This window comes from Vibrio sp. ECSMB14106 (assembly GCF_000972265.1).
GTDB lineage: Bacteria > Pseudomonadota > Gammaproteobacteria > Enterobacterales > Vibrionaceae > Vibrio > Vibrio kanaloae.
In genome coordinates, this window is the sequence record NZ_LAUM01000013.1 from 83,852 (window position 1) to 99,911 (window position 16,060).

Sequence of the window (16,060 nt, forward strand, 5' to 3'; positions counted from 1 at the left end):
CACTGCGATTGGATATATAACCCAAGCTAAGTTGAACAATCGCGGGGGCAAATATACACCAAAACAATTTAGCTAGTAGCACCAACCACATTGAACAACCTATGTACAATGCCAAACTAAATGTTGTGTTTGGCGCTGGGGAAATCCGCCCAAAGCCGGCCACTTTCAGGCGGTGCACAATTAACGAGTTTAAAAAAGGAGGTTTAGAAGTCGAAGACCATTTACAACATTTCTTTAGCGATCAAGTGCAATAAAAATGTCTCACGTTCAATGCTCATGCCTTTTTTAGGGCTTTCCGCTATGGTTTTTTCATTATGGGCAATCGCTTCATGGATATTCATCCAAACAGGCTTCATCCCGTTTTTCACTTCGTAGTCTTCGTAATCCGTCTCACCAAGCTCACGATCAATCTTGCACGAATAACAATAAGAGATCATGTGCATCATATCTGCATCATCTTTATACCAAGGACGAAATTCTTCAAATATCCCGAACGGTTTAATACTGTGAATATTCTTAGCACCAGTCTCTTCTTCAAGTTCACGAACCATACCTGCAATCACGTCTTCGCCTTCGTCCAAGCCACCACCAGGAATGGTGTAGTCGTGGTAACGTTCCGTATAGAGCATCAGAACATCCTCACCATCTAAAACGATTGCACGGGCGGCATTGCGCTTATATACCGTTTTATTATCTAAGTGTTCGATATCTGGGTGAATTGTGGTTTTTAGGTGTCTCATCGTTCTGACTGCTCAACTGAATTTGGGCGGCATCATATCATAACCAAGCGTAGATTAGAGGCTCAGAATGACCGACAAAACTCGGCAGATATTATTTTTATCGCGGGGGATTCATGGTCGTAAGAGAATAATTCCCATCTTACCAACCTCGAATCATAGGGTGTCTATCTTTTAAGGCCCCAACCTAACTGAACTTGATCTCATGCTCAAAAAACAGTTAAAAATGAGGAAATATCAACCTATTTCAATATCTTGACCAAATTAGAACAACCTTTTCTTAAATCTAAAATATACTGGTTTTATAGAGCTTCAAATTTAGTTCTGTAGAACTTAACACATTCACTTGTAGAGTTATCACTTAGGAGATAAACATGAAAAAAATTGGTTTGATGGCTGTGTTTGCCCTTGTATTAGGCGGTTGTGCGAATGACTATGCAGAATATAGCGAAGGTCAACGTGTTTCAGTCGCTAACCCAGCATCGGTTTATTGTGTTCAACAGGACGGCGAATTGGACACGGTAACGGAAAATAATCAACGAACCACTTATTGTGTATTACAAGATGGTCAGCGTATCGAACAGTGGGAATACTACCGCAATAACCACGATCAAAAAGAAAACAGCTAATCTGTGATGCTGTGATGCTTATGACGTCACATCGATATAATAAGCATTATTTCTTCACAACTTTCACCCAATAAAATCCCATGATATTACGTAAACTGCCCGCTACTCAGCGGCGGTTTACTTTACCGAAATAGCAATTGAACAGCGTTTTATTTATGACATAACCCTGACATTGTGAATGTATCAGGTCGATAAAATATCGATCTGTTACAGACATTTACATGTTAAATTGATATGAAAAGCCAACCTGAAAAACAAGAAAAAACTCATATGTCGTTTGAACTCCCTGAGTTCACGCTCTCACAATCCACCTCACAAGTTATCTATAAACGGTGTCAAACGGCGTTAGTCGTTTTAGCTATTGGTATTATCGTAAATTTGGCACTTCGAATTGATTTTGTATTGTTCAATGGATCTGTTGGCGAAGTGTCAGTGACCGAGATGCTGCAGCAGTTACTGCTTATTATTGCGTCTGGATCTTTTGCTTATCTAGCAAGAAAGAAAACCGAAGTTAAGCACGCAGCCCTGCTCATCAGCGCGTTTTTCAGTGTGATGTTTATTCGTGAAATGGATTTTTGGTTCGACAAGATCGTACATGGTGCTTGGGTAGTTCCTGCCCTATTGGTTTCTGGCAGTGCCATTTTCTATGCGATTAAAAATGGTAAACGAACCATTGACCAGCTTGCGCTTATTCTTGCATCTCCGCACATGAACCTTTTGGTTACTGGTGTAATGCTGTTATTGGTATTTTCTCGTCTGTTTGGCATGGGCAGTTTTTGGCACAACGTTATGGGGGATAATTACGTGCGCGTGGTTAAAAACATCGCCGAAGAAGGTACTGAGCTTTTAGCCTATTGTTTGATTGCTTTTGCTAGTCTTAAAACGGTTCTTGGCATCACGAGAAAGAAATAACGGCTTATCGCCACCAGCGATGTGTGTGGTCAGATTCTGGGTCTAGATATCGGTTCAACAAAGTCAGGTTTGTGTTTAGTAGCGCTAGATACTCCCTGACTTTTTTAATATTTGTACCTGCTGGAGTATGTTGAATACAGCGTTCCAATACCGGAAGTAAACTGTCTACAATATCAAACAGAGCTGACAGCGTCGCCGAGCCTTTCTTCGTGGAGCTTTTCGCGACTAGCTCTTTTACAACAACTAAGGCTTCCAAAGAGAGTCTTTCTGGTTCTTGTCTTACTGACTCTAAATCTCGCTGAAATACCCCCGCGCAGACACCTTCAAGATAGACTCGATAAGTCGTCAGTACATCCATCAATAAAAACAACTGCCCCTGAACACTTTGATGGGGGTATGGCACCGCAACATGAGCATCTAGCCGACGGTCTACTTGAAGTTCGATCCCAAGCGAAGAACACTCCTCAACCAGAATCTTAAGCAAGCCTTGTTCATCCATCAACGCTTGAACTTCGAAAATACGCTGTAAGTGGTAGTCATTGGAAACAAACGTCACCTTCACACTTTGCCCACGCGTAAACAGACCGCTTTCAATCATTTCTGAGGCCAAATTCTGAATATTCTCAACCGTACTTGTCGATGCCTTCTCCAGTAAAATAGCCCCTAAGGTAAACGGATACTCACGCTGAGCTTCAAGTTTTCGATAATATTGGTACATCACATCCGCTTCTGAGCGGGTTTGGCCTTTGGTCACCCCACCGCAAAATGCAACCGCCAGTTTCTGATTAGATTCGACCGTAAGATAATCAACTAAAGCATCAATTCGACTCATTCCCTCATCAGTCAATTTGTTCTCATTAAGTCGCTTACCCAGCACAATAAGGAGGTGATTAATGCTCATTTTATGTTCAAGTCTCGTTTTGGTGTTCTGATGGAGTGAATTATGTATACAATACCTGTTAACAAAAGTATTTTTAAGTTCTTACATGTTGCTTACAATAATGCTCACTATTAATAGCAGTATCATAAATCACACACACAAGAGCCACGTGCCACTGTAAAGCAAAAATAGCACGATCTTGAGTTTCACCACCTATGCTTGTTAGCATTTGTCTCACTCAAAGAAATAAAGCTAACAAAACAAAATTTAACCAGAGTTCGTTCATCGAACCGTCTTCACAGGAAGTTACTATGCTGTCTATTTTTGATATTTATAAAATTGGGGTCGGGCCTTCCAGCTCCCATACAAATGGACCAATGATCGCTGGGTTTAATTTTACACAAAAAATTGAATCTGTACTTGAACAAGTTGCTCGTATTCAGATCGACCTATACGGTTCACTGTCGCTAACCGGTATCGGTCACCACACCGATCGTGCAACGCTGTTAGGTCTGCTTGGCAACCGCCCTGATACTATCAAAATAACCAGTGCTAATTTAGCAATGCGTAAAGCGATTGAAGACAAATCTCTCATGGTTAGCGGTAACCATGAGATTCACTTCAATGTAGAAAGCGACTTACTATTCCACAAAACTAACCTTCCACTTCACGAAAACGGTATGACTATCTCAGCCTTTGATGCAAGCGGCAGTCTTCTAGAAATGGAAACTTACTACTCGATTGGTGGTGGTTTCATCGCAACGGCTGACGAACTACAACACGGAAAAAAAGAGTCCGAAACAAAAGTAGAGTTCCCTTTTTCTTCTGCCGATCAGTTGTTGGAGTTGTCGGAACAAAATGGTCTCAGCCTGGGTGGTTTAATCCTGCGTAATGAAATTTCGTTCCAAGATATGGATGTAATTGACCAAAAAGCCGACCAGATCTGGAAGGTGATGTCACTTTGCATGCAACGAGGTTTTGATACCGAAGGTATTCTCGATGGTGGCCTAGAGGTCACGCGCCGTGCCCCTGCACTTTTGAAAAAGCTTGAGGCTAATGCTTCCATCGAAAGCGATCCAATGGAAATCATGGATTGGATCAATCTGTTCGCCTTTGCAGTAAGTGAAGAAAATGCGGCTGGCGGACAAGTGGTAACTTCTCCAACCAATGGTGCTGCCGGTGTTATTCCAGCCGTGTTAATGTATTACCATCGCTTCATAAAAGAACTTGATACAAAACAGCTTAAAGACTTCTTGGCAGTATCTGGTGCGATCGGCATTCTTTACAAAACCAATGCGTCTATTTCTGGTGCTGAGGTTGGCTGTCAAGGTGAAGTCGGCGTATCTTCATCAATGGCTGCTGCAGGCTTAACTGCATTACGTGGTGGTAGCAACGAACAGATCTGTATTGCTGCTGAGATAGCAATGGAACACTCACTGGGCATGACATGTGATCCAATTGGTGGACTTGTCCAAGTACCGTGTATTGAGCGTAATGCAATGGGTGCAATGAAAGCTATTAACGCATCACGCATGGCGTTGAAACGTACCAGCAAGTGCCTAATCTCTTTGGACAAAGTGATCGAGACTATGTATCAAACGGGTAAAGATATGAACAAGAAATACCGTGAGACTTCTTTAGGTGGCTTGGCAGTAATCCATATGGCGCCACCTTGTGAATAGCACAAATTAAAAATGATTAACTGATAGAAACCGAGACTGTTAGAAACCACTGTAAGAAAGCCTATACCAAAACTGCATTCTTATAATGCTAACTTATAACAGTGCTCACTATCCAAACAAAGCCAGCCAACAACTGGCTTTTTTCTAAAGATCAAAGAGGTTTCCCCATAAAGGCGCGATGAACTTTTTTTGTCGATGACTTTCGATCTAACGGAATGATTCAAAATGCGTCACGCTTGTGTAAACAAAGGTAAATGATAACCATTACTATTGAGTGTTATCTTATTCAGGATTATGATGTAAAAATCAAACCCTAAGAGAGCCTTTCATGAGCAAACCTAGTCCTATCACATTAACCGTTAGCCAAACCTCAACAATCACACCGAACATGCAACGTATAACGCTTAGCGGTGAGGGATTAAGTCAATACCCAACAGAGTGTGCCGGCGGATACATCAAGCTTTTATTCTCTCCATTAGGCTCAACTGATTTAAACCAATTGAAGGACGGTGATCGTCCAACCATGCGTACCTACACGGTTCGTCAATACCACCCTGACGAAAACTCTATCGAGGTTGATTTCGTTCGCCATATCACCACAGATTTGCAATGTGGTTTTGCTGCAAGATGGGCAATGAACGCACAAGTGGGCGATACTATTTCAGTGGTTGGCCCTGGCTTGATTCAAGGGCTAAACCTTGAGTCGGATTGGTTCTTCTTAGTGGCAGACATGACGTCACTGCCTGCTCTTTCAGCCAAATTAAAAACACTTCCAGAATCAGCAACGGGTTACGCTGTTGTTCAAATTAATTCTGAACAAGACAAGCAAGCACTTGAAGCGCCACAAGGTATCAAGGTTACTTGGTTAATTGCAGATGAAGTCTCAGACACCCTTTCACAAACTGTGCGCAACACAGAATGGTTAGAGGGCCAAGTTTCAGTATGGACGGCGTGTGAGTTTGAAAGTATGCGTGAACTGAGACAGTACTTCAGAAACGAAAAAGACGTAGCGAAAGAAAACATCTATATCAGCAGCTACTGGAAACGTGGCGTCACTGAAGATGGCCATAAAGTATTGAAGCAACAAGATACGCAAGCTTTAGCAAGCTAAAATGACCAGTTGTTTAAGCATCTTTGAAAACGCTTAGCTCCTAATGCTGATAACAACGCCTTTAACGATGTGTCTATCTTTAAGGGCGTTTGGCTTTAATCCCGTCAAAGCAAAGCATAATACAAATTAAATACTCTCACCGATTTCAATCTCATAACCAAGATCCAGTTTCGCAACCCACTCTTTATTTCCTTGTAAACGCGCTACCACTTGTTGCGCAGCGACTTTACCAATCTGTTCTCTTGGTGTTACCACCGTAGCTAAACGAGGCGTCATCGCCACTGTGATGTCGTGTCCATGGAAACCTGCAATCGCCATCTGTTCAGGTACTTGAATACCACGCCTTACACACTCGTAGAAAGCACCAATAGCTAAGTCATCGTTAGTACAAAAGATACCGTTCACTTCAGGGTGCTTCTCGAGTAAATCGCCAATCAATTTAGCGCCTAGAGTAAACGAGGACGCGTCTTCTGTTTGCAGTGTTACTGGCACTTTATCGGCCTCTTGCATCGCATGTTCATAGCCTGCCATTTTTAAGCGAGTACGCTCATCCATACGAGCAGCTAAATAAGCGATATTCGTCCGCCCTCTGTCGAGTATGGTTTTAGTCATCGCCCTAGCGGCTTCGAAGTTATCAAAGCCAACCGCTTGTTCAATCCTTGGAGACACCGAATCCATGATTTCAATCACCGGGATCGAGACCGTTTGCAGCATTTTTCTAGCTCTATCGGTGTGAACGTTTTCTGACAAGATAATCGCATCAACGTTGTAAGAAAGCAGCGAAGCAATGCTCTGCTCTTCCAACTCAGGGCTATAGCCATAGTGGGCAATCATGGTTTGATAACCTGCTGGTGCAGTCACTTGCTCAATACCACGGATCACTTCAGCGAAAACTTGGTTGGTTAATGAGGGAACCAAAACGCCAATCGCATTACTTTTGGCGTTAGAAAGAATATCTGGGGCACGATTAGGGATATAACCCAACTCATCGACTGCTGCGTTAATCTTGTCTCGCAAAACCTCTGATACCTGACAAGGATCACGTAAACAGCGACTCACCGTCATTTTAGTTACGCCAACTAGGTTGGCAACATCTTGTAATGTAGGGCGTTTTTTCTTATTCGACATAATTAATAGTTATTATTTTTGAGTTATGTTACTGGTAACAGTGTATCCAACTGACTTGGAATTTGAAGCCTTATCTAACAAAAGGTTGATGCAACGACAAGAACATAAAGAAGATCTATCTATTGTTACTTCCGGCTCAAACAATAACGCCCTCATGGCGAGGGCGTTATACATCATTTAGGTATTAACTTTTACTTCAGTTCTTGGAGACTGACTCCAAGTTACGTGAAATTTTTCAGCTTCCTCTCTATCGACTCTTGCATAGGTATGGGAGCCAAAATAGTCACGCTGCGCTTGCAGCAAGTTCGCAGGTAACACTTCGCAGCGCAGAGAGTCGAAGTAGCTTAATGCTGAGCTTATCCCCGGCATCGACACACCAAACAAAGCGGAGTTCGCTACCGCGATACGCCAAGCAAGCTCACGCTCTTCCACTTGTTTGATGAAAGCCTCATCAAACAACAGGTTCGCTAGCTCATTATTTTGTTGGTAAGCCGCTGTAATACTTTGCAAGAAAGCCGCACGGATAATACACCCCGCTCGCCAGATTTTTGCTATTTGAGTGAAATCTAGGTTCCAACCTTCTTTGTCTGACGCTGTTTTCAACAAATCAAAGCCCTGCGCATAAACGGACAGTTTGGCGCAATACAGAGCATCGTGAAGTTCAGAAATCACTTCTGTTTTATCTAACAGGTTTGCATCAGCAATATTACCTTTTAAAAGCTGACTTCCCTGGACACGTTGTGATTTTTGACCGCTCATCGCACGCGCGTAAACCGCTTGTGCAATGGTTGGCGTTGGGCAACCTTCTTGAAGGCTATTAACCGCCGTCCACAATCCCGTGCCTTTCTGTCCAGCTTTATCTAGCACGACCTCAACGAATGGCTTACCCGTCACTACATCTTCATGCTGAAGAATATCGGCACTGATTTCCATCAGGTAACTATTAAGTACACCGTTGTTCCATTGCTCAAAGACTTGTCCAATCTCTTGAGCTGGCATATCAAGCACATCACGCATAAACTGGTAAACTTCACAAATTAGCTGCATGTCGGCATATTCAATACCGTTGTGTACCATTTTCACATAGTGCCCTGTGCCAGAAGGACCAACATACGCCGCGCACGCTTCACCCGCTTCAAACTGAGCAACCGGTAGTCCATTAGCATCCACTTTTGCAGCAATCGCTTCCCACATCGGTTTCACATATTGCCAAGCCGATTGGTCACCACTGGCCATGAGCGCTGGGCCAACACGAGCGCCTTCTTCACCACCAGAAACGGCGGTGCTGAAGAAACGGAGCTTACCTTTATAATTCTGTTCACGTGTCTCGGTATCAGTCCATAAGCTGTTACCCGTATCGATAACAATGTCGTCGCTCTCCAAACCGGCATCAAGCAGATTATTCACAACGATATCAACGGGCTTTCCAGCAGGAACCGACAGTGCGATTACACGAGGTTTTGCTAAGCCCTGCAACACATGTTCAAGACTCGTGCCTTTGGTGAACTTACCTTTGCCGTCAAAGGATTCATTAAGCTGCTTTGCTTCTGAACTCGCACGCTCAATGTTGTCAGCGTTTAAATCAAAACCAGCAACGTTAAATCCATTATCGAGCAGGTTGAGTGCTAAGCTCTTACCCATCACCCCTAAGCCAATCATAGCGATGTCATTTTTTATCTGAGTCATGGTTTAGCCTATCTGCTTAATTTGTTTAACTGCACTTTCTACTACTTGATCGACATCTTGTGAGATATCGACAAATAACGCTTCACCTAGCTCAGGTTCAACCAAGGTTTCAAACTGGCTTTTCAACATCTCTTGACCATTAAAATAATGATTTTCACGGGCTTTGTGACGATTCCAAATCGTATCGAAACTGCCCTGTAGGTACACAATCACCAAATCTTCATTGTTGTTGCGCAGAATATCGCGGTATTGCGGCTTTAGTGCCGAGCAAGCAATCACTGCGCTTGGTTGCTCGATATATTGCTTATTCAGTGTTTCCAGCCATCCTTGACGATCGTCGTCTGTCAGTGGAATACCTTGACGCATCTTTTCTACATTACTTTGCGGATGAAAATCATCGCCATCAAAAAACTGGAGCGTTAATGCTTCTGCGATACGGCTACCAATCAGGCTTTTTCCGCATCCAGATACGCCCATCACGAGTATTTTTTTGCTTTTCATAAGGCAAGCCTTCCCTAAGCCCCAACCAAAACTGGGGCTGACATTCGAATCTAATAGTTAAACTTATATTGCTGCTGATCGGTCCCCGAGTACTAAATCCGCTCAGGGGCCTTTACTGTTATTGCCACCAAAGTGCTAGCTGAGGGAAGATAATAACCAGCCCCAGAACCAAGACTTGAAGTGCAATGAACGGCAGTAGTGAGGTAAATATCTCGCCCAAGCTGATGTCTTTTGGTGCGACCGATTTTAGGTAGAATGCCGCAGGGCCAAACGGTGGCGACAAGAAAGACACCTGCATGTTTAGACAGAACACAACACCAAACCAAACTGGGTCAAAACCAAGGCCTGTAATGATTGGAACGAAGATTGGCATTGTGAGAAGCGCCACACCGACCCAATCAAGGAACATGCCTAAAACCAACAAGATAGCCATCATGATTAGTAGCGTTACTGTTGCGTTGCCGCCACTTAGGGCAAGGATGGTTTCTTCAACAAAATCAATACCGCCCATCAAGTTGTAGATACCCACCAGTGCACTTGCACCGATGCCAATCCACATGATCATGCCGCAGGTACGCATGGTTGCCATGGCACTCTCTTTCAACATGTTGAAGTTCAGTTCGCCACGGATTAGTGCGCTGATCATGATACCAACGACCCCCAAAGCAGAAGCTTCTGTTACTGAAGCAATACCTGTGTAGATACTGCCCAAAACCGTTGCGACTGAAAGCAGTGGAAAAAACAAAGCCTTGAAGTAGCTAGGCTGATTTGAGATGTCTTCTTCAGTCTCATCATCACTTGGAATAGGCGCGAGAGAAGGGTTTAGCTTACAACGAATCAATACGTAGCCGATGTAACAACCCGCAAGAATAAACGCTGGTAAAAAAGATGCTTTAAACAAGTCACCAATCGATACGCTGGCTGTCATACCGTAGATGATCAATACAATACTTGGTGGAAGCATGGTACCTAATGCACCACCCGCACAGGTTGTACCGATAGCAAGCTTACGGTCATAACCCAAACGAAGCATTTGAGGCAAAGCGAGAATACCAAGTAGTACCGTTTCACCACCGATAACGCCCGACATTGAAGCCAATAAAACCGCGACTAATAACGTTTGTACCGCAACGCCACCGCGAACCTTACGGCCGACAGATTTCATGGCATCAAACAAATCACGCGCGATACCAGAACGGTCTAGTAAAGCGGCCATTAATACAAACATTGGAACTGCAAGAAATACATAACCAGAAGCGAAGCTGTAAGTACGGCTCGCAATCAAAGGCAAGGCATCAGGGCCAAACCAGCATAGAGTGAAGAAAATCGCGACAAAGCCTGTTACGAACGCTAGCTGCATACCAGTGAGTAGCAAACCAATCATCATAACCAGCATGAGCAAGCTGCCCCATGCGATACCAATAGAAGATAAATCAAACATCGTCATTCTTCCTTAGACCCATCAACTCTTGGATTAGGTGCAATACAAACTGGACAACAAGAACACACAAAACGACAAAGATCAGGCCTTTCAACAGCGCAGGATAAGGCGCGTTTAACACTGAGCCTGATGTCTCTAAGCGAAACTCTCCCCAAGGTGCAAACCATGCTTCTTCTGCTGTGAAGTAAGCCGCGTAAGCCAGCATGCCCGCAAAGGCCAAGCCAACTATGTGGTGAACAAGATTAAGGTACTTACGTGTTTGGTTAGACACTGAATCGTAGATAAGAACAACACGTACATGCTTATCAGCTGCGAAAGCGTAGATGCCGCCGATAATGAATAGAGAACCACCGATAAATGAAGCCGTTTCGTGTACCCATGTGGTCGGGGCATCAAATGCATAGCGCATCACAACTTCGTAAAATGAGATCAATACAGTGAAGATGAACAGCCAGCTAACTAAGTTACTGAATTTTATGATAAGACGATCAAGCCCGTTTCTTGGCTTTTCATCGTTTTCTGCTGGTGCGTGAGGGATTTTGTCTGTCATGGGCCAAATTTCCTGGGAGAAAAAGGGAGAGCAACGCCCTCCCCCATCAATAAGCTAGGTTTGAATTACAGTAGGCCGTTTTCTTCTAGGAACACGGTAACGGAAGTGTAAACTTTCCCTGCGTTGTCAGAGCGCTCTGCAAATACTTTCCATTGACCTTTTGCAATTTCACGGAACTTCTTACGCTCTTCTTGAGACCAGTCATGAATTGTGATTTCTGGATTCGCTTGTGCTTCTTTAACTGCTGCTTGATCAGCCATTTTTAGCTGAGTCGTCATGTCGTAAGAGAAGTCACGTACGGATGTTTGTAGAATCGTTTGTAGATCCACAGGCATCTTGTCCCATTTCTTTTGAGAAACAGAGATATCGATTAACGGTAGCGAATGGAAACCCGGTTGAACTGGGTGGGTCGCAATGTCGTTCATGCCCGCTTTTTGGTTTGTAGAGAATACCGTATAGTCCGCGGCATCAATTACGCCCTTGCTTAGACCGGTAAATACTTCAGAACCCGGAAGGTTTACTGGAGTCGCACCCGCTGCTGCAAACACTTGTTGTACTAAGCCTTCAGGCGCACGCAATTTAAGACCTTTAAGATCCGCAACACCGTCAATTGGCTTTTTAGAAATGAAAGATTCAACACCTGTTGTTGAAGCACCAACGAACTGAACACCGTAAGGCTTGTAAAGCTCAGTCATTAGTTCGTTACCGCCACCGTAGTTCATGTACTGAAGCAGTTGTGTTGTGTCTGACCATGCACCCACCATGTTACCGATTAGGCCGAATGCTGGATCTTTACCAGAGAAGTAACCCGTTGCTGTGATATGACCATCTAAGATGCCCATTTTGATCGCGCCTAGCGTTTCAGTGTGCTTAACCACAGCGCCTACAGGAAGAAGATCAATGTCGATACGTCCGTTAGACATCGTTTCTACGCGCTCAGCCCATTTCTGCTGAACCTTGAAGTTCAAATCACCAGATGGATCTGAAGATTGAATCTTAAGTTTGAAGTCTGCAGCCATTGCTGAAGTAGCAAATAGGCCAGTGAGGGAAGCAGCGATCAGCGTTTTAGTCAGAGCTTTCATTTGGGTATCCTTATGAGTTTCACAGAGTCCGGTTTGTTGTTATATGTTACCGGTAACGTTAAGCCAAATGTTACCGGTAACTTAACAGCTTTGTCTATGAGAAGGATCACATCTTTAACATTAGTAAAACGTTTGCTATCAATAATAAAAATGTGACTGAAAAGACACATTATAGGTTAGAAGTGTATTTTAATTTCTTTTTAATTCAGTGAGATAACTAAGCCAGCAATGATAAAAACGACGCCTACACCGCGAGTCATGTGCCACTTTTCCTTTAAAAAGTAGATCCCCATCACGACGCCGAAGATGATGCTTACTTGCCTAAGTGCCACCACCAAGCTGACGTTCTCTGTCATAGTCATCGCAAACAACACCAAACCGTAAGTCGATGCCATCATAATGCCTGCAACCGTGGCTTTTTTACGTAGTACCCATGCGTTGGTAAACTCGACTCTTTGATTGGTCACCAACAACCAAATACTCAGCGGAATTACGATCGCCCAAAACTGAATGCCTAGGTAAAAAATCGCCGTGTGTTTATTAGTAATGGTGAGCGTGCTTAACGGCTCCAATAACAGAAGTGCTTCTTTATCTATAAGGGAATAACCCGTGGTACCTATCGCGGCTATTAGTGCCCACAGCACACCAAGGTTAAGATAAGCCTTAAGTCTCAGCTCAGAGAATTGTTTCAGTGGAACGAACAAACAGCCTAATGTGATCATTGCAAAGCCAATCCATTGATTCAATGACAACTCATAGCCAATCAATACAGTACCCAAACCAACCATTAACACAGGCAGCGCTCGTGCCATTGGGTAGATAACACCAATATCAGCCTGTTTATAGGCAATGCCTAAGCTGATTAAATAGATGATTTGGCAAATGCCACTCAAGAAGAGCAACTGCCAGAATGGAATTGTGATGTTTGCAAAGCCGACGCTGTAGACATACCAAATCAAATAAGGGGTCAGAATCACGGCAGCGGCAAAGCCAGACGCTAAAAAGAAAGATGAGCCAGAGCCTTGATTTGATTTACCTAGGACATTCCAACCCGCATGCAGCAGAGCCGAAATAATCACGATGATGATGGCAGAGAATTCCATTTCATTCCTAAATTGATAACTGATAAGAACAGTCGCTGAAAACAAGGGATAAAAAAGGCCTCCAAATAAGAGACCTTTGATCATTCCAGTTCGGCAAATCCTTAAAGTGAGATGTGCCAGCGTTCTAACGTACGACTAACGCTCTAACTGCGCTATCGACTCAATACTGATCGCGTCATGACGCCAATACTCAATATCGCAATCAATCAGATCGCCATTCTGGTTGTAGTTAACACGCTCAACCACCATTGCAGGAGAACCCGAAGTCGCACGCAGAGCTTGCGCTGTTTCACCCAGCAAAGACGTTGTACTCACACGGTAACGGATCTTCTGATACACCACGCCAAAGTGTTCGCGGTAGATGTCCGTCAGTGATTTAGACAGGTCATAATCGAGCAAGTTAGGAAACAACTCTGGTCGAATGTAGTTGGTCACATACACAACAGGCCTGTCTTCAAGGTAGCGAACTCTATCTACACGATAAACATCTGAAAAAGGTTGAAGCTCAAGAAGCTTAGTTGCTTCCTTGGTTGCTAACATTCCTTTCGCTGCTACTAACTCTGTTTTTGGCTTACGATTCTGCGAGAGAGCCATGTTGGTGAAATTCAATGTTTGTGTCGGGTTGTAGCGAAGCGGCGCCGGCGAGATAAACCAACCACGGCGGTCTTCTCGATAAATGCGCCCTTCCGCTTCAAGTGAAGACAAAGCTTCACGTAAGGTAACTCGAGTCGTATCAAACGATTCAGCCAGTTTGCGCTCCGCAGGCAGCTTCTGTCGTGGCGTTAACATGCCCGACTCTATCTGCTCTACGATGACGTCTTTGATTTTTACGTACTGCACTTCATTTCCTTTTATTCTTGTTCTTGTCGTCAGCCATTCCTTGGCCAACTGCAATATAAAATGGTTCGCTAGCGTTTGCGCCAAGCTTGGGTGCGCTTCTCAAATAACTTGTTGATTAGCATATGAATCAACTTCGCACTTGCCGCTGATATCATGATCATGACGGCCATGGCTGCTGCTGCACCGGTTTGTCCCGCATCGTCCATATTCAGTACTGAAACTGACGCAGGTATCGTATCGGTAGAATACAAGAATACTACCGCAGATGTCGTGGTAAGTGCATTAATAAACAGGTATGTCGCAATATCTAAAATCGCAGGCAAACAAACCGGCACCGTCACCTTAAAGAACAGCTTGTATTGCGGTAGGTTAATCGAAGCCGCTGTCGCTTCTATCTCCTCAGGTAGCTGTTTTAATGCGGTTAATGCCGTCATGTGCCCTACCGTGTAGTAGTGAACCACGGTGTTGATCACCAAGAACGCCATCGTGCCATACAAGAAGTTGAGTGGGTTACTCAAGTCATTGAAATAGAAGATATATCCCAAACCCAACACCATACCCGGAACAGCCATCGGTACCACACTGAGCATTTGTATTGCTTGACGAACAGGACCGAAGGCGCGGCCTTTCTCAATGCAATAAGCACCCAAGAAAATCAGCACTGTACCGATAATCGCAGTCCAAGCCCCGAGGGTTAACGAGTTGAAGAATGGCGTCCAACCATAAGTACTCATCTCTGCGAAGTTATAATTATTTAGCGTTAACGTTTTATTCCAAGGCCAGAAGGTGACCATAGATCCGTATATCGCCATGCCCAATACGATAACCACAGCAGCAGAGATGATCGTGCAGTAAAGGAAACATAAGCCATCACGTAACGTGCTAGGTTCAGGTTGGTACGCGACAGAACGAGTATCAAACAAGCTCTTCTGTTTCTTTTGAACCCAACGATCCACTGTAAACGCAAGTAACGCAGGCAATAGCAGCAAGATACTGGTTACCGCACCCATAGAGAAGTTCTGTTGACCAACCACCTGCTTAAAGATGTCCGTCGATAACACGTTGTAGCTACCACCAATCACCTTTGGCACACCAAAGTCACAAACCACCAGCGTAAACACAACGATCAGCGTGCTGATCAAACCATACTTTGCCGCAGGTAGCGTCACCATGAAAAAGGTTTTTAATGATGAAGTATTGAGGGCACGAGCTGCCTCATAAAGACGAGCGTCAGAGGTTCTTAACGAGGTGGTCAGGATCATCAAGGCATGTGGAAACGTCCAGAATATCAAGCCGAGTGATATACCAATCAAGCCATAAACCGAGTTACCACCCAAGACTTCTTTAGCGATACCTTGATTACCAAATAAGAAGATCAAACTGATCGCTGGAAGCAATGAAGGAGCAAGAATAGGCGCAGAACCCAGTACTTGAAAAAGCCCCTTAAAAGGCATGCATGAACGAGTTAGCGCATAGGCATAACCAAACGCTAATACCCCCACAACAACGGTCACTAACAAACCGAGCGTGAAGGTATTGCCTACCGACTGCCACAGGCTTTGAGACGCAAAATACGTTGCGAAATTCTGTAAACCTACAAATTCGCCGTCTCCGTTCTGAACACTCTTTTTCAACATTGCCCACAATGGCATCAGGATAAACAGCGTCATGACTACAGACAAAAATGCCAACAGCCCAAACAGAATTACGTTGTCTTTGCTTAACCGAGCCAGAAAAGGTTGTACTCGTCGTTGAAATAGCAGATTAGATTGCATCAT

The 16,060-nt window shown here is 44.0% G+C and carries 15 protein-coding genes; 4 read left to right on the plus strand and 11 right to left on the minus strand.

What is annotated here, in order from left to right; translation table 11 throughout:
* Nucleotides 1-221: 221 nt before the first annotated feature.
* Nucleotides 222-740, minus strand: coding sequence for an NUDIX hydrolase (locus WR49_RS10675; protein WP_046223978.1), 519 nt, complete (start codon nt 738-740; stop codon nt 222-224).
* Nucleotides 741-1,111: 371 nt separating this feature from the next.
* Between WR49_RS10675 and WR49_RS10680 the strand changes: the two genes are divergently transcribed.
* On the plus strand, nt 1,112-1,366 hold the full coding sequence (locus WR49_RS10680; protein WP_046223979.1) for a putative hemolysin: 255 nt from the start codon (nt 1,112-1,114) through the stop codon (nt 1,364-1,366).
* Between the two features lie 234 nt (nt 1,367-1,600).
* Nucleotides 1,601-2,278, plus strand: coding sequence for a hypothetical protein (locus WR49_RS10685; protein WP_046223980.1), 678 nt, complete (start codon nt 1,601-1,603; stop codon nt 2,276-2,278).
* A 4-nt stretch (nt 2,279-2,282) separates the two neighbouring features.
* On the opposite strand, the gene WR49_RS10690 is transcribed toward WR49_RS10685, so the two are convergent.
* The gene (locus WR49_RS10690) at nt 2,283-3,179 is read right to left on the minus strand and encodes a YdcF family protein (RefSeq protein ID WP_046223981.1); all 897 of its coding nucleotides are present in this window, start codon (nt 3,177-3,179) and stop codon (nt 2,283-2,285) included.
* Nucleotides 3,180-3,469: 290 nt separating this feature from the next.
* Between WR49_RS10690 and WR49_RS10695 the strand changes: the two genes are divergently transcribed.
* Together WR49_RS10695 and WR49_RS10700 are read left to right on the plus strand one after the other, a co-directional pair.
* Nucleotides 3,470-4,840: an L-serine ammonia-lyase gene (locus WR49_RS10695; RefSeq protein ID WP_017058616.1), complete on the plus strand. Its 1,371-nt coding sequence runs from the start codon at nt 3,470-3,472 to the stop codon at nt 4,838-4,840.
* A 328-nt stretch (nt 4,841-5,168) separates the two neighbouring features.
* Nucleotides 5,169-5,951, plus strand: coding sequence for a siderophore-interacting protein (locus WR49_RS10700; RefSeq protein WP_017058617.1), 783 nt, complete (start codon nt 5,169-5,171; stop codon nt 5,949-5,951).
* 126 nt (nt 5,952-6,077) lie between these two features.
* Here the strand turns inward: WR49_RS10700 and gntR are convergent, their stop codons facing one another.
* The 9 genes from gntR to WR49_RS10745 all read right to left on the minus strand — a co-directional run bounded on the left by gntR (nt 6,078) and on the right by WR49_RS10745 (nt 16,060).
* On the minus strand, nt 6,078-7,079 hold the full coding sequence (gene gntR, locus WR49_RS10705) for a gluconate operon transcriptional repressor GntR (protein ID WP_077681652.1): 1,002 nt from the start codon (nt 7,077-7,079) through the stop codon (nt 6,078-6,080).
* 177 nt (nt 7,080-7,256) lie between these two features.
* Nucleotides 7,257-8,765: an NADP-dependent phosphogluconate dehydrogenase gene (gene gndA / locus WR49_RS10710; protein WP_046223983.1), complete on the minus strand. Its 1,509-nt coding sequence runs from the start codon at nt 8,763-8,765 to the stop codon at nt 7,257-7,259.
* A gap of 3 nt (nt 8,766-8,768) precedes the next feature.
* On the minus strand, nt 8,769-9,266 hold the full coding sequence (locus WR49_RS10715) for a gluconokinase (protein ID WP_017058620.1): 498 nt from the start codon (nt 9,264-9,266) through the stop codon (nt 8,769-8,771).
* Between the two features lie 118 nt (nt 9,267-9,384).
* Entirely contained in the window at nt 9,385-10,707 is a 1,323-nt protein-coding gene (locus WR49_RS10720; protein WP_046223984.1) for a TRAP transporter large permease, read from the minus strand.
* The gene (locus tag WR49_RS10725; protein ID WP_017058622.1) at nt 10,700-11,257 is read right to left on the minus strand and encodes a TRAP transporter small permease subunit; all 558 of its coding nucleotides are present in this window, start codon (nt 11,255-11,257) and stop codon (nt 10,700-10,702) included. The genes WR49_RS10720 and WR49_RS10725 overlap by 8 nt, the downstream gene beginning before the upstream one ends.
* 65 nt (nt 11,258-11,322) lie before the next feature.
* Nucleotides 11,323-12,339, minus strand: coding sequence for a TRAP transporter substrate-binding protein (locus tag WR49_RS10730; protein ID WP_017058623.1), 1,017 nt, complete (start codon nt 12,337-12,339; stop codon nt 11,323-11,325).
* A gap of 200 nt (nt 12,340-12,539) precedes the next feature.
* Nucleotides 12,540-13,442, minus strand: a complete 903-nt coding sequence (locus tag WR49_RS10735) for a multidrug transporter (protein ID WP_046223985.1) — start codon at nt 13,440-13,442, stop codon at nt 12,540-12,542.
* A gap of 135 nt (nt 13,443-13,577) precedes the next feature.
* Nucleotides 13,578-14,282: a phosphonate utilization transcriptional regulator PhnR gene (gene phnR / locus WR49_RS10740; RefSeq protein ID WP_046223986.1), complete on the minus strand. Its 705-nt coding sequence runs from the start codon at nt 14,280-14,282 to the stop codon at nt 13,578-13,580.
* 68 nt (nt 14,283-14,350) lie between these two features.
* Complete coding sequence (locus WR49_RS10745) at nt 14,351-16,060, minus strand: putative 2-aminoethylphosphonate ABC transporter permease subunit (RefSeq protein WP_443083157.1); 1,710 nt, start codon at nt 16,058-16,060, stop codon at nt 14,351-14,353.

What these genes read in the sequence shown, in the direction of transcription:
- WR49_RS10715 (WP_017058620.1), bottom strand. Translation starts at nt 9,266, where the DNA reads ATGAAAAGCAAAAAAATACTCGTGATGGGCGTATCTGGATGCGGAAAA.
- WR49_RS10725 (WP_017058622.1), bottom strand. Translation starts at nt 11,257, where the DNA reads ATGACAGACAAAATCCCTCACGCACCAGCAGAAAACGATGAAAAGCCA.
- WR49_RS10680 (WP_046223979.1), top strand. Translation starts at nt 1,112, where the DNA reads ATGAAAAAAATTGGTTTGATGGCTGTGTTTGCCCTTGTATTAGGCGGT.
- gndA (WP_046223983.1), bottom strand. Translation starts at nt 8,765, where the DNA reads ATGACTCAGATAAAAAATGACATCGCTATGATTGGCTTAGGGGTGATG.
- gntR (WP_077681652.1), bottom strand. Translation starts at nt 7,079, where the DNA reads ATGTCGAATAAGAAAAAACGCCCTACATTACAAGATGTTGCCAACCTA.
- WR49_RS10695 (WP_017058616.1), top strand. Translation starts at nt 3,470, where the DNA reads ATGCTGTCTATTTTTGATATTTATAAAATTGGGGTCGGGCCTTCCAGC.
- WR49_RS10675 (WP_046223978.1), bottom strand. Translation starts at nt 740, where the DNA reads ATGAGACACCTAAAAACCACAATTCACCCAGATATCGAACACTTAGAT.
- WR49_RS10685 (WP_046223980.1), top strand. Translation starts at nt 1,601, where the DNA reads ATGAAAAGCCAACCTGAAAAACAAGAAAAAACTCATATGTCGTTTGAA.
- WR49_RS10735 (WP_046223985.1), bottom strand. Translation starts at nt 13,442, where the DNA reads ATGGAATTCTCTGCCATCATCATCGTGATTATTTCGGCTCTGCTGCAT.
- WR49_RS10745 (WP_443083157.1), bottom strand. Translation starts at nt 16,060, where the DNA reads ATGATGCAATCTAATCTGCTATTTCAACGACGAGTACAACCTTTTCTG.
- WR49_RS10690 (WP_046223981.1), bottom strand. Translation starts at nt 3,179, where the DNA reads ATGAGCATTAATCACCTCCTTATTGTGCTGGGTAAGCGACTTAATGAG.
- WR49_RS10700 (WP_017058617.1), top strand. Translation starts at nt 5,169, where the DNA reads ATGAGCAAACCTAGTCCTATCACATTAACCGTTAGCCAAACCTCAACA.
- WR49_RS10720 (WP_046223984.1), bottom strand. Translation starts at nt 10,707, where the DNA reads ATGTTTGATTTATCTTCTATTGGTATCGCATGGGGCAGCTTGCTCATG.
- WR49_RS10730 (WP_017058623.1), bottom strand. Translation starts at nt 12,339, where the DNA reads ATGAAAGCTCTGACTAAAACGCTGATCGCTGCTTCCCTCACTGGCCTA.